At 72.6% G+C, this 23,075-nt stretch carries 18 protein-coding genes; 10 read left to right on the top strand and 8 right to left on the bottom strand.

Annotated features, from left to right (window positions below; all coding sequences use genetic code 11):
• The 5 genes from BCD49_RS32385 to BCD49_RS32365 all read left to right on the top strand — a co-directional run.
• Window positions 1-637: response regulator (locus BCD49_RS32385; RefSeq protein WP_241832439.1), on the top strand; the 637-nt coding region annotated here is incomplete at its 5' end.
• A 262-nt stretch (window positions 638-899) separates the two neighbouring features.
• Entirely contained in the window at window positions 900-2,501 is a 1,602-nt protein-coding gene (locus BCD49_RS32380) for a bifunctional aminoglycoside phosphotransferase/ATP-binding protein (protein ID WP_007511879.1), read from the top strand.
• 172 nt (window positions 2,502-2,673) lie between these two features.
• The gene (locus tag BCD49_RS32375) at window positions 2,674-4,494 is read left to right on the top strand and encodes a sensor histidine kinase (RefSeq protein WP_106410465.1); all 1,821 of its coding nucleotides are present in this window, start codon (window positions 2,674-2,676) and stop codon (window positions 4,492-4,494) included.
• A 172-nt stretch (window positions 4,495-4,666) separates the two neighbouring features.
• A complete protein-coding gene (locus BCD49_RS32370; protein ID WP_007511881.1) occupies window positions 4,667-6,739 on the top strand; it encodes a hybrid sensor histidine kinase/response regulator in 2,073 nt (690 codons plus the stop codon).
• Complete coding sequence (locus tag BCD49_RS32365; protein WP_007511882.1) at window positions 6,736-7,095, top strand: VOC family protein; 360 nt, start codon at window positions 6,736-6,738, stop codon at window positions 7,093-7,095. Before BCD49_RS32370 ends, BCD49_RS32365 begins: the two co-directional genes overlap by 4 nt.
• A gap of 39 nt (window positions 7,096-7,134) precedes the next feature.
• Here BCD49_RS32365 and BCD49_RS32360 read toward each other — a convergent pair whose 3' ends face one another.
• The 3 genes from BCD49_RS32360 to BCD49_RS32350 form a co-directional block, all read right to left on the bottom strand.
• Window positions 7,135-8,403: a nucleotide disphospho-sugar-binding domain-containing protein gene (locus BCD49_RS32360; protein WP_071042263.1), complete on the bottom strand. Its 1,269-nt coding sequence runs from the start codon at window positions 8,401-8,403 to the stop codon at window positions 7,135-7,137.
• 157 nt (window positions 8,404-8,560) lie between these two features.
• Window positions 8,561-9,148: a TetR/AcrR family transcriptional regulator gene (locus tag BCD49_RS32355; RefSeq protein ID WP_007511885.1), complete on the bottom strand. Its 588-nt coding sequence runs from the start codon at window positions 9,146-9,148 to the stop codon at window positions 8,561-8,563.
• Between the two features lie 362 nt (window positions 9,149-9,510).
• On the bottom strand, window positions 9,511-10,410 hold the full coding sequence (locus BCD49_RS32350; protein ID WP_007511887.1) for a LysR family transcriptional regulator: 900 nt from the start codon (window positions 10,408-10,410) through the stop codon (window positions 9,511-9,513).
• A 433-nt stretch (window positions 10,411-10,843) separates the two neighbouring features.
• Between BCD49_RS32350 and BCD49_RS32345 the strand changes: the two genes are divergently transcribed.
• Together BCD49_RS32345 and BCD49_RS32340 are read left to right on the top strand one after the other, a co-directional pair.
• Window positions 10,844-11,527 (top strand): FkbM family methyltransferase, encoded by a 684-nt coding sequence (locus BCD49_RS32345; RefSeq protein WP_241832438.1) that lies wholly within the window; start codon window positions 10,844-10,846, stop codon window positions 11,525-11,527.
• Window positions 11,528-11,600: 73 nt separating this feature from the next.
• Entirely contained in the window at window positions 11,601-13,724 is a 2,124-nt protein-coding gene (locus BCD49_RS32340) for a hypothetical protein (RefSeq protein ID WP_007511890.1), read from the top strand.
• Between the two features lie 40 nt (window positions 13,725-13,764).
• On the opposite strand, the gene BCD49_RS32335 is transcribed toward BCD49_RS32340, so the two are convergent.
• Both BCD49_RS32335 and BCD49_RS32330 read right to left on the bottom strand, forming a co-directional pair.
• Complete coding sequence (locus BCD49_RS32335) at window positions 13,765-15,138, bottom strand: DUF6596 domain-containing protein (protein ID WP_083401837.1); 1,374 nt, start codon at window positions 15,136-15,138, stop codon at window positions 13,765-13,767.
• 78 nt (window positions 15,139-15,216) lie between these two features.
• Window positions 15,217-15,582 (bottom strand): YciI family protein, encoded by a 366-nt coding sequence (locus BCD49_RS32330; protein WP_007511894.1) that lies wholly within the window; start codon window positions 15,580-15,582, stop codon window positions 15,217-15,219.
• A 540-nt stretch (window positions 15,583-16,122) separates the two neighbouring features.
• Here BCD49_RS32330 and BCD49_RS32325 point away from each other — a divergent pair.
• Together BCD49_RS32325 and BCD49_RS41315 are read left to right on the top strand one after the other, a co-directional pair.
• Window positions 16,123-16,548, top strand: a complete 426-nt coding sequence (locus tag BCD49_RS32325; RefSeq protein ID WP_007511896.1) for a cupin domain-containing protein — start codon at window positions 16,123-16,125, stop codon at window positions 16,546-16,548.
• A 109-nt stretch (window positions 16,549-16,657) separates the two neighbouring features.
• Window positions 16,658-18,184, top strand: coding sequence for a toll/interleukin-1 receptor domain-containing protein (locus BCD49_RS41315; RefSeq protein WP_007511898.1), 1,527 nt, complete (start codon window positions 16,658-16,660; stop codon window positions 18,182-18,184).
• Here BCD49_RS41315 and BCD49_RS43780 read toward each other — a convergent pair.
• Window positions 18,181-18,345, bottom strand: a complete 165-nt coding sequence (locus tag BCD49_RS43780) for a hypothetical protein (RefSeq protein ID WP_007511899.1) — start codon at window positions 18,343-18,345, stop codon at window positions 18,181-18,183. The two genes, BCD49_RS41315 and BCD49_RS43780, sit on opposite strands and share 4 nt — an antisense overlap.
• Before the next feature lie 146 nt (window positions 18,346-18,491).
• Here BCD49_RS43780 and BCD49_RS32315 point away from each other — a divergent pair, with 146 nt between their 5' ends.
• On the top strand, window positions 18,492-19,751 hold the full coding sequence (locus BCD49_RS32315) for a TIR domain-containing protein (RefSeq protein WP_007511900.1): 1,260 nt from the start codon (window positions 18,492-18,494) through the stop codon (window positions 19,749-19,751).
• A 40-nt stretch (window positions 19,752-19,791) separates the two neighbouring features.
• Here BCD49_RS32315 and BCD49_RS32310 read toward each other — a convergent pair whose 3' ends face one another.
• The gene (locus tag BCD49_RS32310) at window positions 19,792-21,534 is read right to left on the bottom strand and encodes an FAD-binding dehydrogenase (RefSeq protein ID WP_007511901.1); all 1,743 of its coding nucleotides are present in this window, start codon (window positions 21,532-21,534) and stop codon (window positions 19,792-19,794) included.
• Between the two features lie 140 nt (window positions 21,535-21,674).
• Window positions 21,675-22,775, bottom strand: coding sequence for a phosphotransferase (locus BCD49_RS32305; protein WP_007511902.1), 1,101 nt, complete (start codon window positions 22,773-22,775; stop codon window positions 21,675-21,677).
• Window positions 22,776-23,075 lie beyond the last annotated feature (300 nt).

Below are 23,075 nucleotides of genomic sequence, written 5' to 3'. Positions count from 1 at the left end.
GCGGGTGTTCCTCCTGGATGATCACGAGATCGTTCGGCGTGGTATCCGGGAGATGCTCGAGGACGCGGGTGATCTGCGGGTGGTGGGTGAGGCGTCCACGGCGGAGGAGGCGTTGCGGCGGATTCCGGCGGTGTCGCCGGATGTGGCCGTGCTGGATGCCCGGTTGGGGGACGGCAGCGGTATCGATGTGTGCCGTGAGATCCGTTCGGCGCATCCGGAGATCGGTTGTCTGATCCTGACGTCGTATGACGACGACGACGCCCTGTTCTCCGCGATCATGGCTGGTGCGGCGGGTTACCTGCTCAAGCAGATCAGGGGGACAGATCTCGTCGGTGGGATCCGTGAGATCGCCGCGGGCCGGTCGTTGCTYGACCCGGCGGTCACRCAGAGGGTCCTTACCCGTCTGCGGGAGGGGTCGACGGGGGACCCGAAGCTGGCCACGTTGGGGGTCCGGGAGCGTGAGATCCTGCGGCTGGTCGCCGAGGGCCTGACGAACCGGCAGATCGCCGGCCGGATCCACCTGTCCGAGAAGACCGTCAAGAACTACGTCTCCTCGATCCTGGTCAAGCTCGGCCTGACCAGCCGCACCCAGGCCGCCGTCTTCGCGACCCGGCTCGGCGCCGGCTCCCGCGGCTGACGGCGCGCCCTCCCGCGCACCCACCACCTCCCTCCGTCCGCCGGGCGAAACCGGCCAGGACGATGCCGGGTTGCCCGTTTCGCGGCGGTGCGCGCGTGGGCAGGAGTCTCCGATGGGTCCAACCGTCCCGAGCCGGACACGCCAAACGCCGCCGGACGGCGGTCCGAACGGCCCCGCCGCCGGCTACGTCCGGCGCCCCGACAGCACCCCTGGCGACGGCGATGCTGGACGGGCCGCAACCAGACCGCGCCGAGGAGGCCCGATGCCCGGGCACGACACCGTCACCGCCCCCGCGGCCGCGCGCGGCCCGGGTCCCGCAGGAGCCGGCCGGCCCGGGCGGTCAGGGCGGCCCGAACGGGAACGGGCCGCGGGCCCCAGCCGCGGCCGATGGGACGTGGACGCCGTACCGCGCGGCGAGACGACCGAGACGCACAGCGCGACGCTCACCTTCGCCGTTGACCTGGTCTACAAGGTCAAGAAGCCTCTCGACCTAGGGTTCCTCGACTTCCGTACCCGCGAGGCCCGGCTGGCCGCCTGCGAGGACGAGGTCGCGCTCAACCGGCGCCTCGCCCCCGACGTCTACCTCGGCGTCGCCGATCTGCGCGACGGCGAGGGCCGGCTCGTCGACCACGCCGTGGTGATGCGCCGGCTACCCGAGCGACGCCGGCTGTCCACGCTGGTCCGGCGCGGTCAGCCCCTCGACGAGGCGCTGCGGGCGGTCGCGCGCCGGCTCGCCGCCTTCCACGCCGCCTGCGCGACGTCGCCGCAGATCGAGGCGGCGGGGAGCCTCGACACGCTCGCGGGCCTGTGGCGCGAGGGCGTCGAGGGAGTAGCGCCCTTCCGGGACGGCATCCTGGACGGCCAGGTCATCGACGAGATCGACCAGCTCTCGGGCCGCTACCTGGCCGGGCGGGCGCCGCTGCTGGCGGAGCGGATCCGCACCGGCCGGGTCCGCGACGGGCACGGCGACCTGCAGGCCGACGACATCTTCTGCCTGCCGGATGGCCCGCGCATCCTCGACTGCATCGAGTTCGACCAGCGGCTTCGGGTCGGCGACGTGCTCGGCGACGTGGCGTTCCTCGCGATGGACCTGGAACGGCTCGGCGCGCGCGAGGAGGCCGAGCGGTTCGTCGGCTGGTACCGGGAGTTCTCCGGCGAGACGCACCCGCCGTCGCTGGAGCACCTCTACATCGCCTACCGGGCGTTCGTCCGCGCCAAGGTGACCTGCGTGCGGTCCGGGCAGGGGGACGGGGACGCCGCCGACCTCGCCCGTCGGCTGGCCGCGCTCACGCTCGACCACCTGCGCCGCGGCCGGGTACGCCTGGTGCTGGTGGGTGGCCTGCCGGGCACCGGGAAGTCGACGCTCGCCGGCCAGCTGGCCGAGGCCGAGGACGGCTGGGCGCTGCTGCGCTCGGACGTGGTGCGCAAGGAGCTCGCCGGCCTGCCGGTGGACGCGCCGGCGCCGGCGGAGCTCAACCCGGGCATGAACGCCGGGATCTACGCGCCGGCGGCGACCGAGGCCGTCTACGCCGAGCTGCTGCGTCGCGCCGGGCACGCGCTCGCGCACGGCGAGAACGTGCTGCTGGACGCCTCGTGGTCGTCGGCCGCCGCCAGGGCCGCCGCGGCGCGGCTCGCCACCGCCGCGGCGGTCGACCTCGTCGAGCTGCGCTGCGTGACCGCGCCCGAGGTGGCGGCCGCCAGGATCGCCCGGCGGGCGGCCGGCGGGCGGGACGCCTCCGACGCGACGGCGGCGGTGCACGCCGCGATGGCGGCCCGCGCGGACCCGTGGCCGACGGCGACGGTGATCCACACGACCGCCCCGCCCACCGAGTCGGCCGCGATGGCCCGCCGCCGCCTGCGCTAGCCAGCCCCACCCTGTGGCTGCCCCGTCCCCGCCCGTCCCGCGTCTGCCCCGCCCGCGCCGGTCCCGGTCCCGCGGCGCGGCCTGACCTGGCCGGCCGACCACCGGGAAAGTGATGCGAGCAGCGCTGACTGACCCCCACCTCCAGGGGGGCATCGGCTACGGTGTCGGGGACATGGGACCCGATCCGACCGCCCGGCCGGCGCCTGGCGGTGCCGCGCCGGCGCAGCGTGTCGGGGCTCGGCAATCCGAGCCGCCGAGCGAGGAGCGGCCGGGTGAGGAACTGGAGTTCCCCGGCGTCGCCCGGCTCGAGCTCGACGAGCTGCTGCTGCAGCTCGTCGACCGGGCGCAGGACGTCATGGCCACGCAGGGCCGGCTGCGCGGGCTGCTACGCGCGACCAGGACCGTGGCCTCCGACCTCAGCCTCGACGTGGTGCTGCGCCGGATCGTCGAGGCCGCCTGCGAGCTGGTCGACGCCAGGTATGGCGCCCTGGGCGTGACCGCGAAGGGCGCCGACGCGTTGGAGCAGTTCATCCACGTCGGCATCGACCCTCGGCTGGTGGCCGAGATCGGGCACCTGCCGCGCGGCGAGGGCGTGCTCGGCGCCCTGATCCACGACCCGCGGCCGGTACGCCTGGAGAACATCGCGGATCATCCCGGCGCGGTCGGCTTCCCGCCCGGCCATCCGACGATGCGCACCTTCCTCGGTGTGCCGATCCGGGTGCGCGGCGAGGTGTTCGGCAATCTGTATCTGACCGAGAAGCGCGGTGGGCGGGCGTTCACCGCGGAGGACGAGGAGCTGGTGCTGGCGCTCGCCGCGAGCGCCGCCGTCGCGATCGACAACGCCCGGCTCTTCGGCCAGGCGCAGCACCGTGAGCAGTGGCTGCAGGCGTCCGCCGACATCACCCGGCACCTGCTCGGCGACGGTGACCGGCCGCTGGAGCTGATCGTGCGGCGCGCGCGCGAGGTCGCCCGGGCGGACACGGCCGCGCTGGCGCTCGGCGCGCACGACGCGGGGCACCTGCGCCTGGACATCGCCGCCGGCGCCGGGGCGGCGCGGCTGGCGGGTGGGGTACTCGCCGTCGACGAGTCGCTGGCCGGGCGGTCGATCCGCGAGCACGCGCCGCTGTTCGCCGCGGAGGCGCCGGCCGAGATCGCCGAGCTGCTCGCTGGCGAGCCCGACCTCGGCCCGGTGATGGTCGTCCCGTTGATCACCTCGCGTACCAGCGCGGGCGCGGTCATCCTCGGGCGCGGCCGGGGCGCGGAGCCGTTCACCGACGCGGACCTGGAGATGGCGGCCGCGTTCGCCGGGCACGTCGCGATCGCCCTGCAGCTCGCCGAGTCGCGTGCGGCGCAGAACCGGCTGACGGTGCTCGAGGACCGCGACCGCATCGCCCGCGACCTGCACGACCACGTCATGCAGCGGCTGTTCGCCGTCGCGCTCGGCCTGCAGGGGCTGGCCGAGGCGGAGGACCAGCCGAACCGGGCGAAGCGGCTGGCGACCTACGTCGACGACCTGGACTCGACGATCCGCGAGATCCGCCAGACGGTGTTCGAACTGCGAGGCCGGTCGGCGGTCGGCGGCGCGGGCCTGCGGACGGCCCTGCGCGGCATCGTCGACGAGACGACCAGGGCATTCGGCTTCGAGCCGCACCTGCTCGTGGACGGCCCGCTGGACAGCGCCGTCGACCCGGCCGTCGCCGACCACCTGTTCGCCGTGGTGCGGGAGGGCCTGTCGAACGCGGCCAGGCATGCCCAGTGCCGGGGGGCGTCGGTCACGGTGACCGTCGCGGCCGGCTGGGTCAGCGCCGAGATCGTCGACGACGGGGTCGGAATCGGCGAGCCGAGCCGGCACAGTGGGCTCGCGAACATGCGCAGCCGCGCCGAGGAGCTGCACGGCTCGTTCGAGATCGGTCCCGGCCCCGACGGCGTCGGGACCCGCGTCGCGTGGGCGGCCCCCTGTGCCCTGCCGGCACCGATCCCAGACCAGGCCTGAGGGGGGAGTGCCGGCCGTGTCCCACGTGTAGGCCGGGTCTCCCGTGCTACCCGTGCCCCGGCGTGTCGGAGCCGGCGATCCCGGGTGATACCGACAGCTTTCGAATATCGTGTTCTTCCTGGAAGGGTGCCACTAGGGGCAGGATAGTCGTCATGCCGACGGAATATTCGCTATGACCGGCCAGGTCGCGGCGTTCGCGAACACCGTCATCTTGTCGACCTACTTGGCGATCTCGCTGACGATCGCGCGCGGCCTCTGGAAATCGCGCCAGTGGCGCAACAACAAGCTGGGTACTGCAACTGCCGCGATCTTCTTCACCTGCGCGGTCGGGCACGGCCTGCATGCCGTGTTGTACTTCAGCGTCGCCGCGAACCCGTCGGCAGGGGCCTTCCACATACACGGCGGCGAGCTGGGCGGCCTCGGGCTTGCCAGCGCCGTCTGGGACGTGGTCACGGCGTTCGTCGGTATCTGGTACTGGTCACTGCGTGGACGTTTCCCGGCGCTTGTCCGCGGCGCGGCCGTGTTCGAGGACCTGCGGCTGCGCCAGACCGCGGAACGCAAGCTGCGGCTGTCCGAACAGCGATACCGCGGAATTGTGGAGACCACCAGTGAGGGCGTCGTCCTCATCGACGCCACCGGCGCCATCGACTACTCCAACGCCCAGTTCGCCGCTCTCGTCGGTCATACGCCGCGCGAGGTGTACGGCATGACGTTCGCCGACCTGGTGCTGCCCAGCCACCGGGGGCCGCTGCTGGCCGCGCTGGCGGCGGTTCGTGAACGCGGCACCCAGCGCATCGAGGTCGAGCTCGCCCCCGCCGGCGGCTCGCCGGGTGACGGCCGTGGCCACAGGGTGCACGCGCAGATCGCGCTCACCGCCCGCGCCGACAGCGAGACCGGACCGGCCGGGACGCAACGCGCCGCCCTCCCGCCGGCGGACGGCCACGGCCCGGGGGGCGCGACGCCCTCGGACAGCTTCGGCGGGGCGCTCGCGATGGTCGCCGACGTGACCGAGCGGCGCAACGTGGAGGCACAGCTGCGGCAGTCGCAGCGGCTGGACGCGGTCGGCCAGCTCGCCGGCGGCGTGGCGCACGACTTCAACAACCTGCTCACCGTGATCGACGGTTACGCCGCCCTTCTGCTCGGCGAGGTCGAGGGGCCGGTCCGCCGCGACGTCGTCGCGATCCGGGACGCGGCCGCGCGCGCCTCGGCGCTCACCCGCCAGCTGCTCGCGTTCTCCCGCACCCAGGCGATCCAGCCGCAGGCCGTCGACGTCAACGAGCTCGTGGGCGGCGTCGAGGACATGCTTCGCAGGCTGATCCGGGAGAACATCCAGATCGTCGTGCGGGCCGAGGCCCAGAACGCGATCGTCTGGGCCGACCGCGGCCAGCTCGAGCAGGTGCTCATCAACCTGGCGGTGAACAGCCGGGACGCGATGCCCGACGGCGGCCAGCTCACGATCAGCACGGCGCGCGCCCTGCTCACGCCGGCCACGCACGCGCCGGCCGGCATCGGCGTCGACGGCGCGAGTGGCGGCCTGGCGGAGCATGTGCTGCTCACCGTCGCGGACACCGGCGTCGGCATCCCGGAGGAGATCCGCGGCCTCATCTTCGAGCCGTTCGTCTCGACGAAGGAGGCCGGCCAGGGCACCGGGCTGGGCCTGTCGACCGTCTACGGCATCGTCCGCCAGGCGGGCGGCCAGGTGCTCGTCGACTCGGTGCGCGGCGTCGGCACCGTCGTGCGGGTCTACCTGCCGGCCACGTCGTCGGCGCCGAACGCGGCCAGCCCCCGGCGGGACACCGACGAGATCTCCGGCGGGCGCGGGACGGTACTGCTGGTCGAGGACGACGGGCAGGTGCGCCGGCTGACCGAGCGGATCCTGCTCATGGCGGGCTATGACGTGCTGACCGCCGCCGACGGCCCGGAGGCGCTCGAGCTCGCCGAGAACGCGCCCGCCCTCGACATCCTGGTCACCGACGTGATGATGCCGAGGATGAACGGCCGCCAGCTCGCCGACCTGCTGCGCGCGTCCCGCCCCGGCCTGCCGGTGCTGTATGTGTCCGCCTACCACCGGGGCATGATCAACCCGACGCCCGTCGCGTCGCACGGCGTCGCCCACGTGGAGAAGCCGTGCTCGCCGGCGGTGCTCACCGAGAAGGTCAGCGAGCTGCTCGCCGCCGCGAAGACAACCCGCCGCGTCCCTGGCCTGCGTCCTCAACCCACCGGTCTCACGACGGGAGGATCATGATCGGGAAGCTGCAGACGATGGTCCTGGACTGCCCCGACCCGCTCGCGCTCGCCGAGTTCTACGGTGCGCTGCTGGGCCTGTCGGTCACCAAGATCGAGGCGGACTGGGTGGTGCTCGGCGGCCCGGCCGGCGCCCGCCTGGACTTCCAGCTCGCGCCCGACCACGTCCCGCCGAGCTGGCCGGACCCGGCCCGCCCGCAGCAGATGCACCTGGACATCGAGGTCGACGACCTCGACGAGGGCGAGCGGCGGGTGCTGGAGCTCGGCGCGACGCTGCTGTCCAGGGACCAGTCCCCGGACAGTTTCCGCGTATTCGCCGACCCCGCCGGCCACCCGTTCTGCCTGGTCACCGAGTAGTCCCTGCCCTGCGCTGCCGGCCGGAGGGGCGGACGCGGGTCAGCGGGCCGCGCCTGTAAGCGGGGCCGGGCAGGGAGCGGCGAGCTCCTCGACGGCGTCGGCGAGGCGGTCGGGGCCGCCGTTCGCGCGCATCCGCTCGGCCGCGGCCCGGGCCGCGGGCGCGGCCTCGATCGCCGCGTGGACGGCCGCGCGCAGCCGGTCGGCGGTGAGCCGCTTGGCGGGCAGCACCAGGCCGGCGCCGGCCTCGGCGACCCGGCGCGCGACCTCCGGCTGGTCGCGGCCGAACGGCACCGCGACGACGGGCACGCCGGCGGCGATCGCCTTCTGTGTGATCCCCATGCCGCCGTGGCAGACGACCGCGGCCGCGTGCGCGAGCACCGGCCCGTGCGGCACGAACCGCTCCACCCGCACGTTGCCGGCGGACTCCAGCCGCGCCGTGTCGTACGCCCCGCCGAGGGTGACCAGCACCCCTACCAGCTCGCCGCGCAGCGCCTCGACGGCGACCTCGGCGAGCCGCTCGTCGCCCTGGTAGTCGGTCGACGTCGTCACCAGCACCCAGGGGGCGCCCGGCTCGGCCAGCCAGTCCGGCGTCTCGGCCGGCGGGTCCCACTGCTGGGCGCCAACGAAGCGCACGGACTCCGGCAGGTCGGCCCTCGGGTACTCGAGCGGGTCGCCGGTGAGTACCAGCAGCCGGTCGGACGTGAGCACATGGTCGAACGGGCTGGCCAGCGGCGCGAGCCCGGCTTCGGCTCGCATCAGGTTGAGCGGCGGAAGCATCGCCTTCCCGAACTGGCGGATCACCACCGGCCACAGCGCCCGGTCGCGCAGCCGGCCGAGCGGGCCGCGGGCCGGGGCGAGGCCGAGCCCGTAGGGCGGAATGCCCGCCCCGCGCAGCGGCAGCAGTGACGGCAGCGTGGTCGCCCAGCGCGGCCCACCCGCGCGGGCCGCCGCCTCGGCGGCGACGGCGGCGCCGTAGGCGTTGATGTCGACGAGGACGACGTCCGGGTTGAAGGTCTCGATGGCCGCGGTGAGGTCTGCGCGCTCGGCGGGGCCCCGCGCCATCAGCCCGCCCAGTGCCCGTCGCAGACCGTTCGGACCCGTCTCCTCGGCGGGCGTCGCGACCGGGATCGCGTCGATCCGCGGATCGGTGGGGACGGCGTCGAGGCCGGCGTCCCGGGCGACGCCGACGAGCTCCGCGCCGACGCGTACCTGGACGTCGTGGCCCCGGCGGCCCAGCTCCAGCAGGCCGGGGACGAGCGGGAAGAGGTGCCCGGGGGCGGTGGTGACATGGACGAGGACGCGCGCCATCGCTGGCTCCGTTCAGGGGGAAGGGCAGGGTGGGACGCGGCCACGCGGGCCGCGGGTCAGCTGGTGTGGGTGGGCGCCGGCCGAGGCCGGCGAGGTGGGACGTGACGGATGGTCCGCGCGTCGCGACGAGGACGCTCGGGCGTGGTTCGGCGTTGGTTCAGGGGCGGCGGCCGGTCGCCGCTGTCGACGTGGCGAGGCAGGCGGCGATGAGGTCCGCGACCGCGGCCTGGGATGCCTCCACCGTCAGGCCGGCGTCCTGGCGCAGGACGTGCCAGAACTCGACGCCGGTGATGGCGAGCAGCCGGCCCAGCAGGTCGTCGCGCGCCGGTGGCCCCGCGGCGGCGAGGCGGGTGGCGAGCTGGTCGTGGAACGCCGCCTCGACCCAGGCCCGGTGGGCGAGCCGGCCGTCGGTGGCGGTCCCGGCGACCGCGGGTGAGATGTCCTCCTGGCTCAGGGACCTGCGGATGACGGCGCCCCACCGCTCGTACTGGCTGGCGACGCGGGCGGCCACCTCGGCCGGTTCCGCGGTGTCCGGCGCGCCGCGGGCCGCGCCGATCATCGGCCCGACCCATGCGTTCACGGCGGCCACCAGCCCGTCCTTGGTGCCGACCCGGCGGATCACCGTCTGCAGTCCGACACCGGCCCGTTCGGCGACCGCGGCGAGGGTGATCTGGTCGATCGGCCGGTCGGTGAACAGCTCGAGCCCTACGGTCAGGATCCGCTGGGTGGTGGCCTCCGCCGCCACCGCGCGCTCCCGCTGCCGATACGGCCGGGCCGCTCCCGCTTCTTTCACGGGAATTACGATACCGCGAAATATCCCGGCGCGGATCGCCGCCCCCTGTCGTCCGCGCGTCATCGGCCGGTTCTGGACGTCGGGAGGGACAGCTCCCGGACAGATACCGGCACGCCCTCGACGAGGGGGCCCGAGCTGGAATCATGGTCAGCACGGGGGATTACGGGGGACCGCGGGGGCAGGAGGTATGGGGATGCCGGTGACGGCTCCCCATACCCCTGGGTAGCGCGGAACGGCCCGGGTAGCGGAGAAGGACTCCAGCCCGGCTGGCCCGCGCCCGCCGGGTCCCACCTGCCGGGCCGTGCCCGCGTGGGTTATGCCGCGCGGCCGAGGCGCAGGCAGCGGTCGAGGAACTGCGCGGCGGTGGCGGACGGGGGACCGCCGGGTCGAGTGGCGATCACCACCTGGTAGCGAGGCGGGTGTGGCTCGATGGCGAGGAAGCGGATGTCGCGGGTGCGTTCGGCCAGCGACGCGGGGACGAAGGCGCAGCCGATCCGGTAGCGGACGAGGTCGACGACGGTCGCCAGGTCGCTCAACTCCACCTGGGTGCCCCGCTCGGCCAGGCCGGCGGCGGCGAACGCCTTGTCCACGGCGGCGCGCACGCCCCAGCCGGTGGGGAACTCGATGAGGTCGAGCCCGGCGGCCTCCTCGAGGGTGAGCGCGGCGCGGCCGGAGGCGGCGAGCGGGTGGTCGACGGCGCAGGCGAGCGCGACCGTCCCCGTGTGCAGCGCGTGCAGGCGCAGGTCCCGCACCGGCCCGGTGGTGATCAGCACCGCCAGGTCCAGCTCGCCGGCCCGGACCATCGCGGCGTGGGACGTGGCGGCCGCGGGGTCGGGCGTGGCCAGCTGGACCTGGACGTACGGGTGCTCGGCGCGGAAGGCCGCCAGGGCCGCGAGCACCGAGCCCGGGGTGAGGCTGTGCAGGATCCCCAGCGAGAACGTGCCGCGCGCGCCCTCGCGTACCTCGGTGACCACCTGCCTCGCCTGGCGGACCGCGCCCAGCACCCGGCGCGCCTCGGGGACCAGCGCCCGGCCGGCCTCGGTGAGCTCGACGTGCTGTGTCGTGCGCTCGAACAGGTCGACGCCCAGCTCGCGCTCCAGCGACCGGATCGACGCCGACACGCCGGACTGCACCATGTGCAGTCGCGCGGCGGCCCTGGTGAAGCCGCCCTCCTCGGCGACCGCCAGGAAGTGCTCCAGCCTGCGAGGTTCCACGTTCCGTCCCGGTTCTGCTCCAGGTCCCCGCCAGTAATCACTATCAGTGATGAAGCCGGCGAAGATCAATGTCGGACCATGATGGGTCGCGCGCGGGCCGGAAGCGTGACAGCACCCGCGACGGACGCCACCACGCCGTGGCCTGCCTGGTGAGACGTCGCTCCACCGGTCCGCGTTGCGCCGGAGCGCCACCTCGACGCCGGGTCGCCGGGTCGTGGCCGGACAACGGAGTCACTGCGCGCCGCGGAATCCTGGAAAGCCCGCCGAATGTGAACGTGCTGCGGGGAGTGACCGATCAGCGGTGAATCGCGAGCCGGGAGCGCCCCGTTCATCGACGTCCGAGCGGTTCCCCTATCGTGCGGGCATGGTGAAGGCCAGTCCTCGCTGGGTTGCCMGTAACGTGGTCCGCCGGATCCCGCCGGCCAATGCTCGCATGCCGCTGACCATGTGGGCCGGCCTCTGGGGAGGCCCCGCCGGCCCCGGAATCGACGCGGTGTCCATCGTCAAGCGGATCGCCGACCAGGCGGACCATCCGCTGACCGTCGTCCAGATCGGCGCCAACGACGGCGAGATGGGCGACCCCCTGCACGACGTCATCGTCAGCTACGGCTGGCGTGGCGTGCTCGTCGAACCGCTGCCGCACCTGTTCACCGCGCTGCGGAACACCTACCGCGACACCCCCGGCATCGCCTGCGAGCAGACCGCGGTCGGCACCGAGAACGGCTCGATGACCATGTACACCGTCCCCTGGAAGCCCGGCGACCCGGTGTGGGCGATTGGTCTCAGCTCGTTCCGCCGCGACGTGATCCTGGAGTCGGCCAACCTGATGCCGGACATCGCCGAGCGGATCGAGGAGGTCACGGTCCCGGTCATGCGGCTGGACACCCTCCTGGCGAAGCACCAGATCAACCACATCGATCTGCTGCAAATCGACACCGAGGGTTACGACTATGAGATCCTCAAACAGATCGACTTCTCCAGGACCTGGGCGCCCCGTCACCTGATCTACGAGGCATGCCACCTCGGCGACTCGCTGGAGAAGGCGCGGGCGATCCTGCGGGACGCCGGCTACCAGGTCTTTCCGGCGGGCTACGACGACTACGCCTACCGCGACTGAGCCGGTTCCTCTCATGCGCGCCCGCCTCGAACCGGTTTGTGGGATCCTGGCAGAGCGCGCTTGAGAGGAATCCATGGGCGACGAGCAGGACTCGGTGGATCTGGCCGATCTGTTCGGCCTCGATGGAGCGCGCATCCACATCGGCCGCCCACTGGGAGTGGCCAGCCAGGGTCAGCTGCACCTGCGTGACGGCGTCCCCGACACGGCCGTCAAGGTGTTCGCCCCGGCCCACCTGTTCCGCTCGGCGACCGAGCTGCGGGCCAAGCTGACCTGGATGATCGAGCATCCACCGCTCGCCGGGCCCCCCGCCGAGGGTCTGCCGGCCGGTGAGCCGCCGTCGAGCGCGCCGCGCGCCGATGAGCCCACCGCCGATGAGCCGCTGACCGCCGAGCCACTCGTCGGCGGCCCGCCCGCCGCCGAGCAGCCTGTCTCAGGGCAGCCTGTCCCAGGGTCGCCGACGGGCGGGTACGAGGCCTTAGCCTGGCCCCGCGACCTGGTCGTCGACGGCAGCGGCGCGCTGGCGGGCTACACGATGGCCGCCCCTCCCGTCGGGGTCACGATGCGTACGCTCGTCGACCCGGCTGGACTCTTCCGTCCCAGCTGGTTCGAGGACTGGGGTGTGCGCCTCGAGGCGGCCACCCGGCTGGCCGCGGCGACCGCCGTGCTGCACGCGCGCGGCTACGTCATCGGCGACTTCCACGACGACGCCGTGTGGGTGACCTCCACCGGCCGGGTCACGCTCGTCGACTGCGACGCGATGCAGGTGACCACGGACGCGGGCGTGCACCTGTCCCCGGTCGGGCGGCCCGAGGTCACGCCGGCGGAGCTGCTCGCGCAGCGCGGCCGACCGCTGACGGCCGCCGCCGACGAGTACGCGCTCGCCGTCCACCTGTTCGCGCTGCTGATGGGTGGCCACCGGCCCTACACGGGCCGCTGGCGCGGCGACGGCGCGCCGCCGGGCCAGCTGGAGCTCGCCCGCCGGGGCCTGTACGCCCTGGGCGGGCACCGCGACCTCGGACCGCCGCTGGACCTGCCGCCGGCGGACATCCTCCCGCCGGGCCCCCGGGCGATGTTCGGCCAGGCCTTCGGCCCCGGCGCGGGCAGCCAGCACCCCAGGCCGACGGCGACGCAGTGGCAGGACGCGCTCCTGGCGCTCGCCACCGGCCTGCGTGGCTGCCCGCGGGTACCGACGCATCACTTCCGGTCGGGCCTGCCGTACTGCCCATGGTGTGTCCTGGACGAGCAGACCGGCATTCGCGCACCCCGCGCGACACCCGTCACACCCCCGTCCACGCTGCCCACCGCGCCGTGGCTGGCGCTGGCTCCTGGCACGTCCGTCGTGTCGGCGCCGCCCGCGCGGCCGGGTGTCCCGGCCACGGCCGGGACCACTGTCTCGGGCGGCGGCGCCATCCCAGGCGGCGGCGCCGCGGCCGCCGGCGCCACGACGCCGGTGGGCCCGCTGAGGACCTCGCGGCCGCCGTCCGCGCCGGAGCCGCTCGGGATCATCCCCGCCCAGCCGCCGGCGGGGGAGGCTCCGAAGGCTCGCCGGCGGGGGCGCCCGGGCTCACGGTCGGCACCGCGGCGTCTCGCCTCCCGGGTAGCCATGGCGCTGCTGTGCCTGCTCGGCGCCGCGCTGGTCGTGTTCATCGCGCTCGGCACCGTGAACGAGCTGCCCGAGGGTGACCTCGGCGCCGCGGAGGACAGCGGGTCCGGCGCGTCGGCGCACGGCGTCCCCCTCCTGTCCACGAGCAGCCCGCCGGCGTCGGCGCGGGCGGCGCGGTGGCCCTGGGTTGGGAAATGGCGGGGCGTCGGCGCCGCCCCCCGCGCCGAATTCGGCCTGCAGATCGTCGACGACGGGATGGTCGGCGGCCAGGAGCGGTTCACCGCCATGGAGACCTCGGGAAGCTGTCCTGTCCACTACCGGGGGTCGGCCGCGACCTGGCTGGACGATTCGGGCCCTGCTTATCCCCACGACGTCTACGGTCTGGTGCTCGACGCCGAGCTGCCGGTGGGCGCCGATCCCTCCGGCTGCGCGCTGCTGGCCGACCCGGCGTTCTACCGAAGCGGCGGCGCGGAGCCGACCAGCCCCGGGGCGATCCGGATCGAGATGGTCGGCTCGGTCAGCGACGACCTCGCGCGCGCCCGGATGACGGTTCGTCCGGGAGATGCGCTGACCGTGACGATGCGGCGGGAGTGACCCGGACGGGCTCGCCATCGGCTCGGCTCGCGTCGGAGTCCTAGCTCGCGCCGGAGTTGTGGCTCGCGTCCGATTCTTGGTTCGCGTCCGATTCTTGGCTCGCGTCGAAGTCCTGGCTCGTGCCGTCGCCCAGGCTCGCGGCCTTGTCCAGGAGGTAGCGGCGTTCCGGCTCGCTGGCGGTGCGGCGGGCTGCGGCGCGGAAGGCGGCCTCGGCGCCGGCGTGGTCGCCGGCCATCTCTCGCAGGTGYGCGCGGACGGCGAGCAGACGGTGATGGGTCGACATCCGCCGGTCGGCATCGGCGAGCATGTCGACGACCGCGAGCGCCGCCGACGGCCCGGCCACCTGGGCGAGCACGACCGCCCGGCTCAGCGCCGCCATCGGGTTGGGCGCGATCTGCTCCAGCACGTCGTAGAGCCCGAGGATCTGCGGCCAGTCGGTGCTCTCGGTGTCCGACGCCTCGGCGTGCACCGCGGCGATCGCCGCCTGCACCTGGTATGCCCCGACGGGTCCCACCGGCAGCGCCTTCTCGAGCAGCTCGAGACCCTCGGCGACCAGCGCCCGATCCCAGCGGGAACGGTCCTGCCGGTCGAGTGGCACCAGCCGGCCGTCCGCGTCGGCGCGGGCCGGCCGGCGGGCGTCGGTGAGCAGCATCAGCGCGAGCAGCCCCTGTACCTCCGCGTGCTCCGCGGCCCCCTCGGGCAGGAGCCGGGCAAGCCAGCGGGTCAGCCGGACCGCCTCGTCGGACAGGCCGGGCCTGGTCAGGTCGGTCCCCTCGGAGGCCGTGTAGCCCTCGTTGAAGATCAGGTAAAGCACGTGCAGCACGGCGCGCAGCCGGTCACCGAACTCGGCGCCGGCCGCCGGCATCCGGAACTCAGGCCCGGCGGCGCGCACGCTCTGCTTGGCGCGGCTGATCCGCTGCGCCATCGTCGCCTCGGGGACGAGGAAAGCCGTGGCGATCTGCGCGGTCGTCAGGCCGCCGACGGCGCGCAGCGTCAGCGCGACCTGGCTGGGCKGGGACAGCGCCGGGTGGCAGCACAGGAAAAGCAGCCGCAGCGAGTCGTCGTGGTCGGCCGGGCGCTCGGCGTCGGCGGCCCCGGCGACCAGCTCGCTCGCCGGGGTCGCGACGACGAGCCCCTCCTCGCGGCGCCGCCGGGCCGCCTCGGCCCTGATCGTGTCGATCATCCGGCGGCCGGCCACGGCGGCGAGCCAGCCGCGCGGGTTGTCCGGAACCCCGTCGCGCGGCCAGCCGGTCGCCGCCGCCAGCAGCGCCTCCTGGACGGCGTCCTCGCACAGGTCGAACTGTCCCGGGTAGCGGCGCAGCAGCCCACCGAGCACCCCCGGCGCGAGCGTGCGCAGCAGGTCACCGACGGCCGGGTCGCCCACGGCCGGGTCGCCCGCGGCGCCGGCACCCACCGCCCGGCCACCCGAGCCGCCGGCCTGGCTGGTCGCCGGTCCCGTCTCGTCCGCCACCGCGCCGCCTCCCCGGTGCCGTCAGCGCTGGGGCGCCGGCGACTCGTGGGGGAGCGGGACCAGCTCCACCGCCTCGTGCGACGCCCACGGCAGGTCCGCGGCGATCTCGACCGCGCGGGCCTCGTCGGCGACGTCGAGGATGTAGAAGCTGCCCATGAACTCCTTCGTCTCCAGGTACGGGCCGTCGGTCACGGCGGGCACGCCGTCGCGCACCCGGATGACCTTCGCCTCGGCCTCCGTGCCCGAGCCGTAGGCGCCGATCAGCTCCCCGGAGTCGAAGTACTTCCGGTTGAACGCCTCCTGTGCCGCGATCGCCGCCGGCCACTCCTCGGCCGGGATCGACTCCCACGTCTCCTTGGACCCGTAGATCGTCACCAGGTACTTCATCGTCGCATCTCCCCTTCGGGTTCCGGCGCGGTCTACCGGCGCCGACGTCCTCCGGTCGGAGCCGCCGCAGCATTCTCTACATCGGGGCCGAGATGTGTTGCGCGTCACATTGCGTGTGATCGGTCCTCCGCATCGAACCGCCCGTCGTGCCTGCCTGCCTGCCGCCTGTCCGGCGTCGGCCGCCGCGCGGACCCCTCTCCGACCCGCCTCTGGCGAACCGTGTCAGATGGTCGTGCCTATGGGCTCCCGGACCCGACACACATCGCCGGTGCCTTGCTGGGCTGTGTCGGATGAGGGTGTCGCTGGGCACTTTCATCCGACACGATCCGCCATCGGGCTGTGGGTGGGGCTGAGGGATCGACCCCGGGCGGTGYCGCTTCGGGCCGCAGTGCTCCGGACAACCTCTGCGCTCTATGCGCCATGGAGAGCTGTCGATGGCCGGCGTCCACCTGCCGGCGGGCGGCGGGCGGCGGGCGGTGGGCTCACTGTGCCGATGTCGCGGGTGCGCGACCCGAAGCGAGGAGGCGGGATGATGAGGAAATGGGGACCGAACCGAACCGTCCGGTGGAGCTCGCGGCGGCGCTGGCGAGTTTCGAGCAGCTCTGGAGCCCGCGCATCGTCACCCAGGTCAACGACTACGACGTGCGGGTGGCCAAGGTCGCCGGCGAGCACATCTGGCATGTCCACGACGACACCGACGAGTTCTTCCTGGTGATCGACGGAGAGCTGCGGATCGCCCTGCGCGGCCCCGGCGCCGCCGCGCCCGACGGCGAGGCGGGGGAGCGCGAGGTCGTCCTGGGGAAGGGCGCCGTTTTCGTCGTCCCGCGCGGCGTCGAACACAAGCCCTCCTCGCCCGGCGGCGCATCGATCCTCATGTTCGAACCAACGGGAACCTCCACCGTCGGTGACCGTCACGAGGAAGTCCCCGACCACGTCGACGCCACCACGGGCCACCCGCTGGGCTGATCGCGCCGCATCGGCCCGGCGCGACCTGTCCGCTCGGCGATGGAAACGAGACAGGCGCGGGCGACCCGGTAGCATCGCGCCATCGGGCACGTCGTGGCGGGGGTCGTGGATGTCGGAGAAGCTCGAAAAGGACGAGGTCCGGGAGCTCGCGAAGGTGTTTCGCGATCGGACGGCGGCCGACCAGCTACTCCTGTACGTGGGAATGGACGAGCTGGACCTGCCTATTGACGTCAGGAGTTCCCTGATGTACTGGCAGGCGGTCGACGAGATCCTCGACCGCGGGGCGCTGGCCGGCGGGCGTCTCAGGATTCTTACCCGGGCAGCGGAGCTGTACCCGGCGAACATTCTGTTTCCCGGACGGGTGGCCGAACTCCGGAGAGCCGGCCAGGATGGCATGTTCCCGCCACCCGGGGCGTACTACGAGGCGCGCGGGGCGTCGGTCGGCAACACCGGACCAAAGCAGGCCGGAGACTTCGGCGGGGCGTCGCGGGAATCGGTTCACGGCACCGTCGTGGCAATGGACGTCGTCGGGTACAGCGGCCGCGGTGAGGCCGTCCAGCGCGCGGTGCGAAAGGCGCTGCCTCAGCTTCTCTGGAGCGCTGTCAGAGGAGCTGGGATCCCTCCCGAGCAGGTCCAGGACCAGGACCGAGGAGACGGCTACATCGTCTTGATCCCCTCGGTCGTGCCGGTGGAGCGCATTGCGGCGGACTTCGTCCACGAGCTCAGGATCGCGCTCCGGGAGTACAACCAGGAGGGCCGGGATGCCCATGGACGGATCCGGCTGCGCGTGGCCCTGCACGAAGGACACGTCGCTCCCGACGTCCGCGGCGGCTGGGCCGGCGCGCCGATCGTCGTCGCGGCCCGGCTTGTCGACGCCGCCCCCCTGAAGAAGGCGATGGAGGCGTACCCGAACGCAGATCTCGGGCTCATCGTGTCCGACGAGATGTACAGATCCGCGGTCGTGGAGGGCCGGCGCGGGCTCGACATACGGGCTTTCCGCGCGGTGAAGGCGACGGTGAAGGAATTTCAGGAGCGTGCCTGGCTGACGATCCCCGAGTTGGGAGTCAGCTTCGGCCTGGAGACTGAAGAACCGTCTCCTACGCCCGACGCCTCCGCGGGCCGGCGCGTCGATGCCTCCGGTGCCGAGGCGGGGAGGGACCCCGGCACGCCCAGCAGGCCGAACAGCGCCATGCGGGACTTCTTCGTGTCGGCCGCGGAGGACGACCAGGGCTGGGGCTCCTGGATCGCCTGGTACCTCACCAAAGAGGGGTACACCGTGCGCCTTGAGTCCTGGGCTCTGCTCGCGGGCAGCAGGTCGGTCGAGGTGCTGAACGAGGCGCTCGAGTCCTCGAAGCGGACGATCGCGGTGCTGTCACCCGCCTACCTCGCGTCGAAGCAGGTCCAGACCGCCTGGGGGAACGCGTGGCTGGACGATCCCGCCGGTCTGGAACGCACACTGATCCCGGTGCGGGTGGCGCCGTGCGAACCGGGTGGCCTGTTGCGCGGTATCCGCTATATCGACCTGGTCGGTCTTCGCGAGGACGCGGCGAGACAGTATCTCGTCGAGCAAATCCGCCGTGCGGTCGACGGCCGCTACCGTCCGACGACCGCGCCACCCTTCCCCGGCCCGAGTTAGAAGACCTGACGGGTGTGGAGCCAGGAAGACCAGGTCAGGTTCGCGGCCAGTTGGTTGAGCAAGGCTCGGTGGCCGATCTGGCCATACGTGCCCAGATCGGTTCGACAGTGATGGCGAGCGGCAGCGGGGGTGACGTCGGCGATCGTGGCCAGCTCATACATCAGCCAGCAACCTGCCTTCTTCTCAGTACGGTCGCGGACATACCGGGCGACCGGATGGCCGGGGCCGCCTTACCAGTTCGGTGATGTGGTTGTCTAGGCAGGGCGGTGCTCCGGACTCCTGGTTCAGCCCGGGCGGTGATCGGCGTATGCCGGTAGTCGTCCTGGGCCTGGACGTGGCCGGGTTCACCGACCGCGATCCGTACGTGCAGAAGGAAATCCAGAAGGCATGGCCCGAGATCGTCGAGGAGGCATGCCGGAAGGCGCGTATCGCGGAGGACGACCACACGAACCCGCGGAGCCAGGAGCGCGGAGACGGAGGTTTCGTCGCGTTTCGTACCTCCGGTGTTCACAAGGATTTCATCGTGGCCGATCTCGTCCGTAAAATGGGCATCCAGCTCGAATATTACAACCGCTACCGCTTCGGTGACGGCCGGATAAGGCTGCGCGTCGCGCTGCACTGCGGCGATGTCTATTTCGCGGACAGCTGGACCGGGCTGGCGGTGAACGAATGTTCGCGGCTGCTGGAATCCAGTCCGGTCAGGAATGCGCTCGAGGATAACCCGTCGATCGGCCTCGCCGTGATCATCTCGCCGGAGATGTTCAAGGGCGCGGTTGTCGATGGCGAGCAGGGTGTCAGGGTGGACGACTACCAGGAAGTGGAGGTGAAGGTAAAGGAGTTCAGGAGCTCCGCCTGGCTCGGAATCCCGGGCGGCGCGGCCGCCGCCGAGCTGGTGGACTCCCTCGCCGACACCGAGGTGGCGACGCTTGCGGACATCTACGATGGGCGTGGGAGCGCGACCCAGCTCCTCCGGGACGCCGGGATCGATGTCTCGTTGCTCGCACCGGCTCAGGTGAATCCCTGGGAGCGGCCCTTGTCGTCGATGGAGTTCTGGCGCGGGGTCAACGACAGCCTCAGGAGTGGAGCCCTGCCACAGGGGCGCCGCAAGATTCTTGAGCTGGCGCGCTACGACTTCTTCATCTCAGCCGTGCGGGAGGACGAGAGCTGGGCTCAATGGATCGCCTGGATTCTTTCGGAGGAGGGGTATCGGGTCCATCTGGACGATTCGAGCTACGCCCACACCGACGATCTGACAGGTGTGATGAAGCTGTCGAGGCGGTGGCTCGCCGTACTCTCGCCCGCCTATCTGAAGTCTGACCCGTTCGGTTCGGTGTGGAAGCGTGGATGGCAGCGGGATCCAGACCACCTGTGGAGCACCCTCGTCCCTGTCCGTGTTCGGGGGTGCGAGCCGACGGGGGTGCTGGCGAAGATTCCCGGCGTGGATCTCTTCGGACTCGACAAGAATGCTGTAAGGACAAGTCTGATCGAAAGCGCCCGAGGATGGGTGCGAAAAATCGATCGGCCAAACGGCCAGCCGAGGACGCCGGAGATGCCCGACGCGGGATGAGCTGGGCCTTGCGGGCGCCTTACGCGGAATGGCGCAGAGCTCACCCGCCGGTGGCGGCGGCCGCGGCTCGGCCGGCCGCGCGGCCCGAGAAGAGGCAGCCGCCGAGGAAGGTGCCCTCGAGGGCGCGGTAACCGTGGACGCCACCGCCGCCGAAACCGGCGACCTCGCCGGCGGCGTACAGGCCGGGTAGCGGCTCGAGGCCGTCGGGGCGCATCACCCGGCCGTCGAGGTCCGTTTCCAGGCCGCCGAGGGTCTTGCGGGTCAGCAGGTGCAGCTTGACGCCGATCAGCGGGCCGGCCTTCGGGTCGAGGATCCGGTGGGGCGTGGCGACGCGGATGAGCTTGTCGCCCCGGTAGCGGCGGGCCCCGCGCAGGGCGGCGATCTGCAGGTCCTTGGTGTAGGGGTTCGCCATCTCGCGGTCGCGGGCGAGGACCTGGCGCTCGATGTCCTCGTAACTCAGCAGCGGGGTCGGAGTAAGCGCGTTCATGCCGTCGACGAGTGAACGCAGGTCGTCACGGACGACGAAGTCGACGCCGTGCTTCTTGAACGCCTCGACCGGGCCGGGGGCGCCCTCGCCGAAACGGCGCCGCAGCAGAAGGCGGATGTCCTTGCCGGTGATGTCGGGGTTCTGCTCGGAGCCGGAGAGCGCGAACTCCTTCTCGATGATCTTCTGGGTGAGGATGAACCAGGTGTGGTCGTGGCCGGTGCGCTGGATGTGCGCGAGCGTGCCGAGCGTGTCGAAGCCCGGGAACAGCGGCGGGGGCAGCAGGGCGCCAGTCGCGTCGAACCAGAGCGACGACGGGCCGGGAAGAATCCGGATGCCGTGGTTCGGCCAGATCGGGTCCCAGTTCGTGATGCCCTCGGTGTAGTGCCACATCCGGTCGCGGTTGACGATGCTGCCGCCGGCGGCCTCGCTGATGGCGAGCATCCGGCCGTCGACGTGCGCCGGCACCCCGGTGACCATGTGCTTCGGCGGCTCGCCGAGGCGCGCCGGCCAGTTGGCGCGCACCAGTTCCTGGTTGCCGCCGATGCCACCGGACGTGACGATCACGGCCTGGGCGTGCAGCTCGAACTCACCGACACCCGTGCGGGACGACGCGACGCCCCGGGGGGTGTCACTCGGTTCCAGGACGGTGCCGCGCACGCCGTCGACCTGCCCGGCAGTGAGCGTCAGCTCGTCGACCTGGTGGCGGAAGCGGAACGTCACGAGCCCCGCGTCCGCCGCGGCCCGCACCCGGCGGGCGAACGGCTCGACCACACCCGGGCCGGTGCCCCAGGTGAGGTGGAAGCGCGGCACCGAGTTTCCCGGCCCGTCGCCGCCGTAGCCGCCGCGTTCCGCCCAGCCGACGATCGGGAACCAGCGGACACCCATCGCGTGCAGCCAGGCGCGCTTCTCGCCGGCGGCCCACTCGACGTAGGCCCGCGCCCACTGCCGGGGCCAGTGGTCCTCACGCTCCCGGTCGAAGCCGGCGGTGCCAAGCCAGTCCTGCCAGGCGAGCTCGAACGAGTCGCGCACGCCGAGCCTGCGCTGTTCGGGAGAGTTGACGAAGAACAGGCCACCCAGCGACCAGAACGCCTGGCCGCCGAGGTTCGCCTCGTTCTCCTGCTCGACGAGGATCACCCGCCGCCCGGCGTCCGCGAGCTCCGCCGTCGCCACCAGCCCGGCAAGTCCCGCCCCGACGACGATGACGTCCGCGTCGCCACCGCCTCGGCCATCCACCACGTGTACTCCCGTCCACAACGCGTCGCCGACGGGCCGCGCCTTCGGCCCGATGACTGGCATCGTTCGCCCCGGCTACCTTCCGTCCGGGCCAATCGGTCCGTCAACCGGCGCGCCCCGGCGCCTGGCCGACCCTCCAGACCGGCCACAAGCCCCTTCGCCGCGGATCCTCCGAGYCCGTGATCCCGGCGGCCCGACCAAGGTCACCGTTCGAGGGCGGCCAGYGCCGATTCGGACTCCAGTTCGACGTAGGCGGCGGCATAGCGCTCGGCGAGGTTCAGGGAGATCTCCTGGCTCTGGTAGCCGTCGGTGCCGAGGGTCGACAGCCAGATCGTCAGCCCGTAGGCGGCGGACGCCCGGTACTGGAGCCAGGCGTCGTCGAAGGCGGGGCGGGTCGCGTCCGGCACGTCGAGCGCCGTCAGGTACTCCTTGATCAGATCCGTCTCGGCGGCGCGGCGGTCCTCGACGGTGAGTGAGCCGACGAGGAAGTAGCCGACGTCCTGCGGCCAGGCGCCGCGGCGCACGACCTGCCAGTCGAGGAAGCCGACCTCGTCGCCCGGCAGCACGTATGTGTTGCCGATGTGGGCGTCGGCGTGCAGGAGGGTGACTGGCTCGCGGTCCAGCGTGGCGACGTAGCGGGCCCAGATGTCGACGTGGGCGTCGCCGTCGTGCGCGGTCACGGCGCCCGGGAGGCGGTCGCCGCCGCGTTCGAGGCCTCTCGGCGTGTAGGTCCGCAGCCCGGCCTGGAAACCCTCGGTCGGTGCCCAGGTCTGGACCCAGGCGAGGTCCGGCTCGGTGGCCGCGGAGAACTCCCAGTACCGGCTGTGAAGCCTGGCCAGGCCGCGCAGGCCGTTCGCGACCTGATCCACCGTCATCGGGCGGGTCGAGTCCCGTGGGTCGCCACCCCGCCTGGTCACGTCCTCCATGACGATGAGGTAGTCCAGCCCGGGGCGGTCGATGATCACCTTGTAGGAGCGTGGGTGGTCCACGGGAAGCGGGACGCCCGAGGCGAACAGGTCCGGCTCGTTGAAGAGGTTGCCGTTGCGGGCGTGCACCGCCCGATGGACGCCCTCGGCCTTCAGGAAGACCCGGTCCGGGCCGGAGCCCGCGGCGTAGGTGAGGTCGAACCGCGCCCGGCGGTTGGTGCCGTCATCCCGCGCCACCAGGACGACGTCCTCGACCACGGCGCCCGGACAGCTCTCGGCCAGGACCGCCGTGAACCAGGCGGGTGTGACCTCGGCCCAGTCGGCAGGCACCAGTAACGGCGCGAGCCCTTCCGAGGCGCTGATCTCTGCAGACGACATGAGTTCGGAGTATGTGTTTACTCACCTCTTTGGGTCAACCGTAGCCGGCGCCGCGGCGGCGAAGGTCCCAGATCGATAGAATCTCGGTCAGTGACGGTACTGTCGAACCGCGATGCCCTCTTGTAACCGCGTCCTGTTCATGGCGCGGCGCTGGTGCCAGGCACGGGGCAGGTAACATCTCATCTGCGGCGCCAGTTTGACGAATCAGAGCCGACCCTTGAGTGTTACCCTCGATGGTCTCCCGGATGTTGCTCGGCGTGACCGGACTGATGGCACTGGCGAACTTGCATCGACCCGATC

Origin of the sequence: Pseudofrankia sp. EUN1h (assembly GCF_001854645.1) — a bacterium.
GTDB lineage: Bacteria > Actinomycetota > Actinomycetes > Frankiales > Frankiaceae > Pseudofrankia > Pseudofrankia saprophytica.
This window is presented reverse-complemented; position numbering and strand designations above follow the sequence as displayed.

Excerpts from the sequence above, each read along its gene's own strand:
- BCD49_RS32380 (WP_007511879.1), top strand. The coding sequence starts at position 900 with ATGCCCGGGCACGACACCGTCACCGCCCCCGCGGCCGCGCGCGGCCCG.
- BCD49_RS32375 (WP_106410465.1), top strand. The coding sequence starts at position 2,674 with ATGGGACCCGATCCGACCGCCCGGCCGGCGCCTGGCGGTGCCGCGCCG.
- BCD49_RS32370 (WP_007511881.1), top strand. The coding sequence starts at position 4,667 with ATGACCGGCCAGGTCGCGGCGTTCGCGAACACCGTCATCTTGTCGACC.
- BCD49_RS32365 (WP_007511882.1), top strand. The coding sequence starts at position 6,736 with ATGATCGGGAAGCTGCAGACGATGGTCCTGGACTGCCCCGACCCGCTC.
- BCD49_RS32360 (WP_071042263.1), bottom strand. The coding sequence starts at position 8,403 with ATGGCGCGCGTCCTCGTCCATGTCACCACCGCCCCCGGGCACCTCTTC.
- BCD49_RS32345 (WP_241832438.1), top strand. The coding sequence starts at position 10,844 with ATGCCGCTGACCATGTGGGCCGGCCTCTGGGGAGGCCCCGCCGGCCCC.
- BCD49_RS32340 (WP_007511890.1), top strand. The coding sequence starts at position 11,601 with ATGGGCGACGAGCAGGACTCGGTGGATCTGGCCGATCTGTTCGGCCTC.
- BCD49_RS32330 (WP_007511894.1), bottom strand. The coding sequence starts at position 15,582 with ATGAAGTACCTGGTGACGATCTACGGGTCCAAGGAGACGTGGGAGTCG.
- BCD49_RS32325 (WP_007511896.1), top strand. The coding sequence starts at position 16,123 with ATGGGGACCGAACCGAACCGTCCGGTGGAGCTCGCGGCGGCGCTGGCG.
- BCD49_RS41315 (WP_007511898.1), top strand. The coding sequence starts at position 16,658 with ATGTCGGAGAAGCTCGAAAAGGACGAGGTCCGGGAGCTCGCGAAGGTG.
- BCD49_RS43780 (WP_007511899.1), bottom strand. The coding sequence starts at position 18,345 with ATGTATGAGCTGGCCACGATCGCCGACGTCACCCCCGCTGCCGCTCGC.
- BCD49_RS32315 (WP_007511900.1), top strand. The coding sequence starts at position 18,492 with ATGCCGGTAGTCGTCCTGGGCCTGGACGTGGCCGGGTTCACCGACCGC.
- BCD49_RS32310 (WP_007511901.1), bottom strand. The coding sequence starts at position 21,534 with ATGCCAGTCATCGGGCCGAAGGCGCGGCCCGTCGGCGACGCGTTGTGG.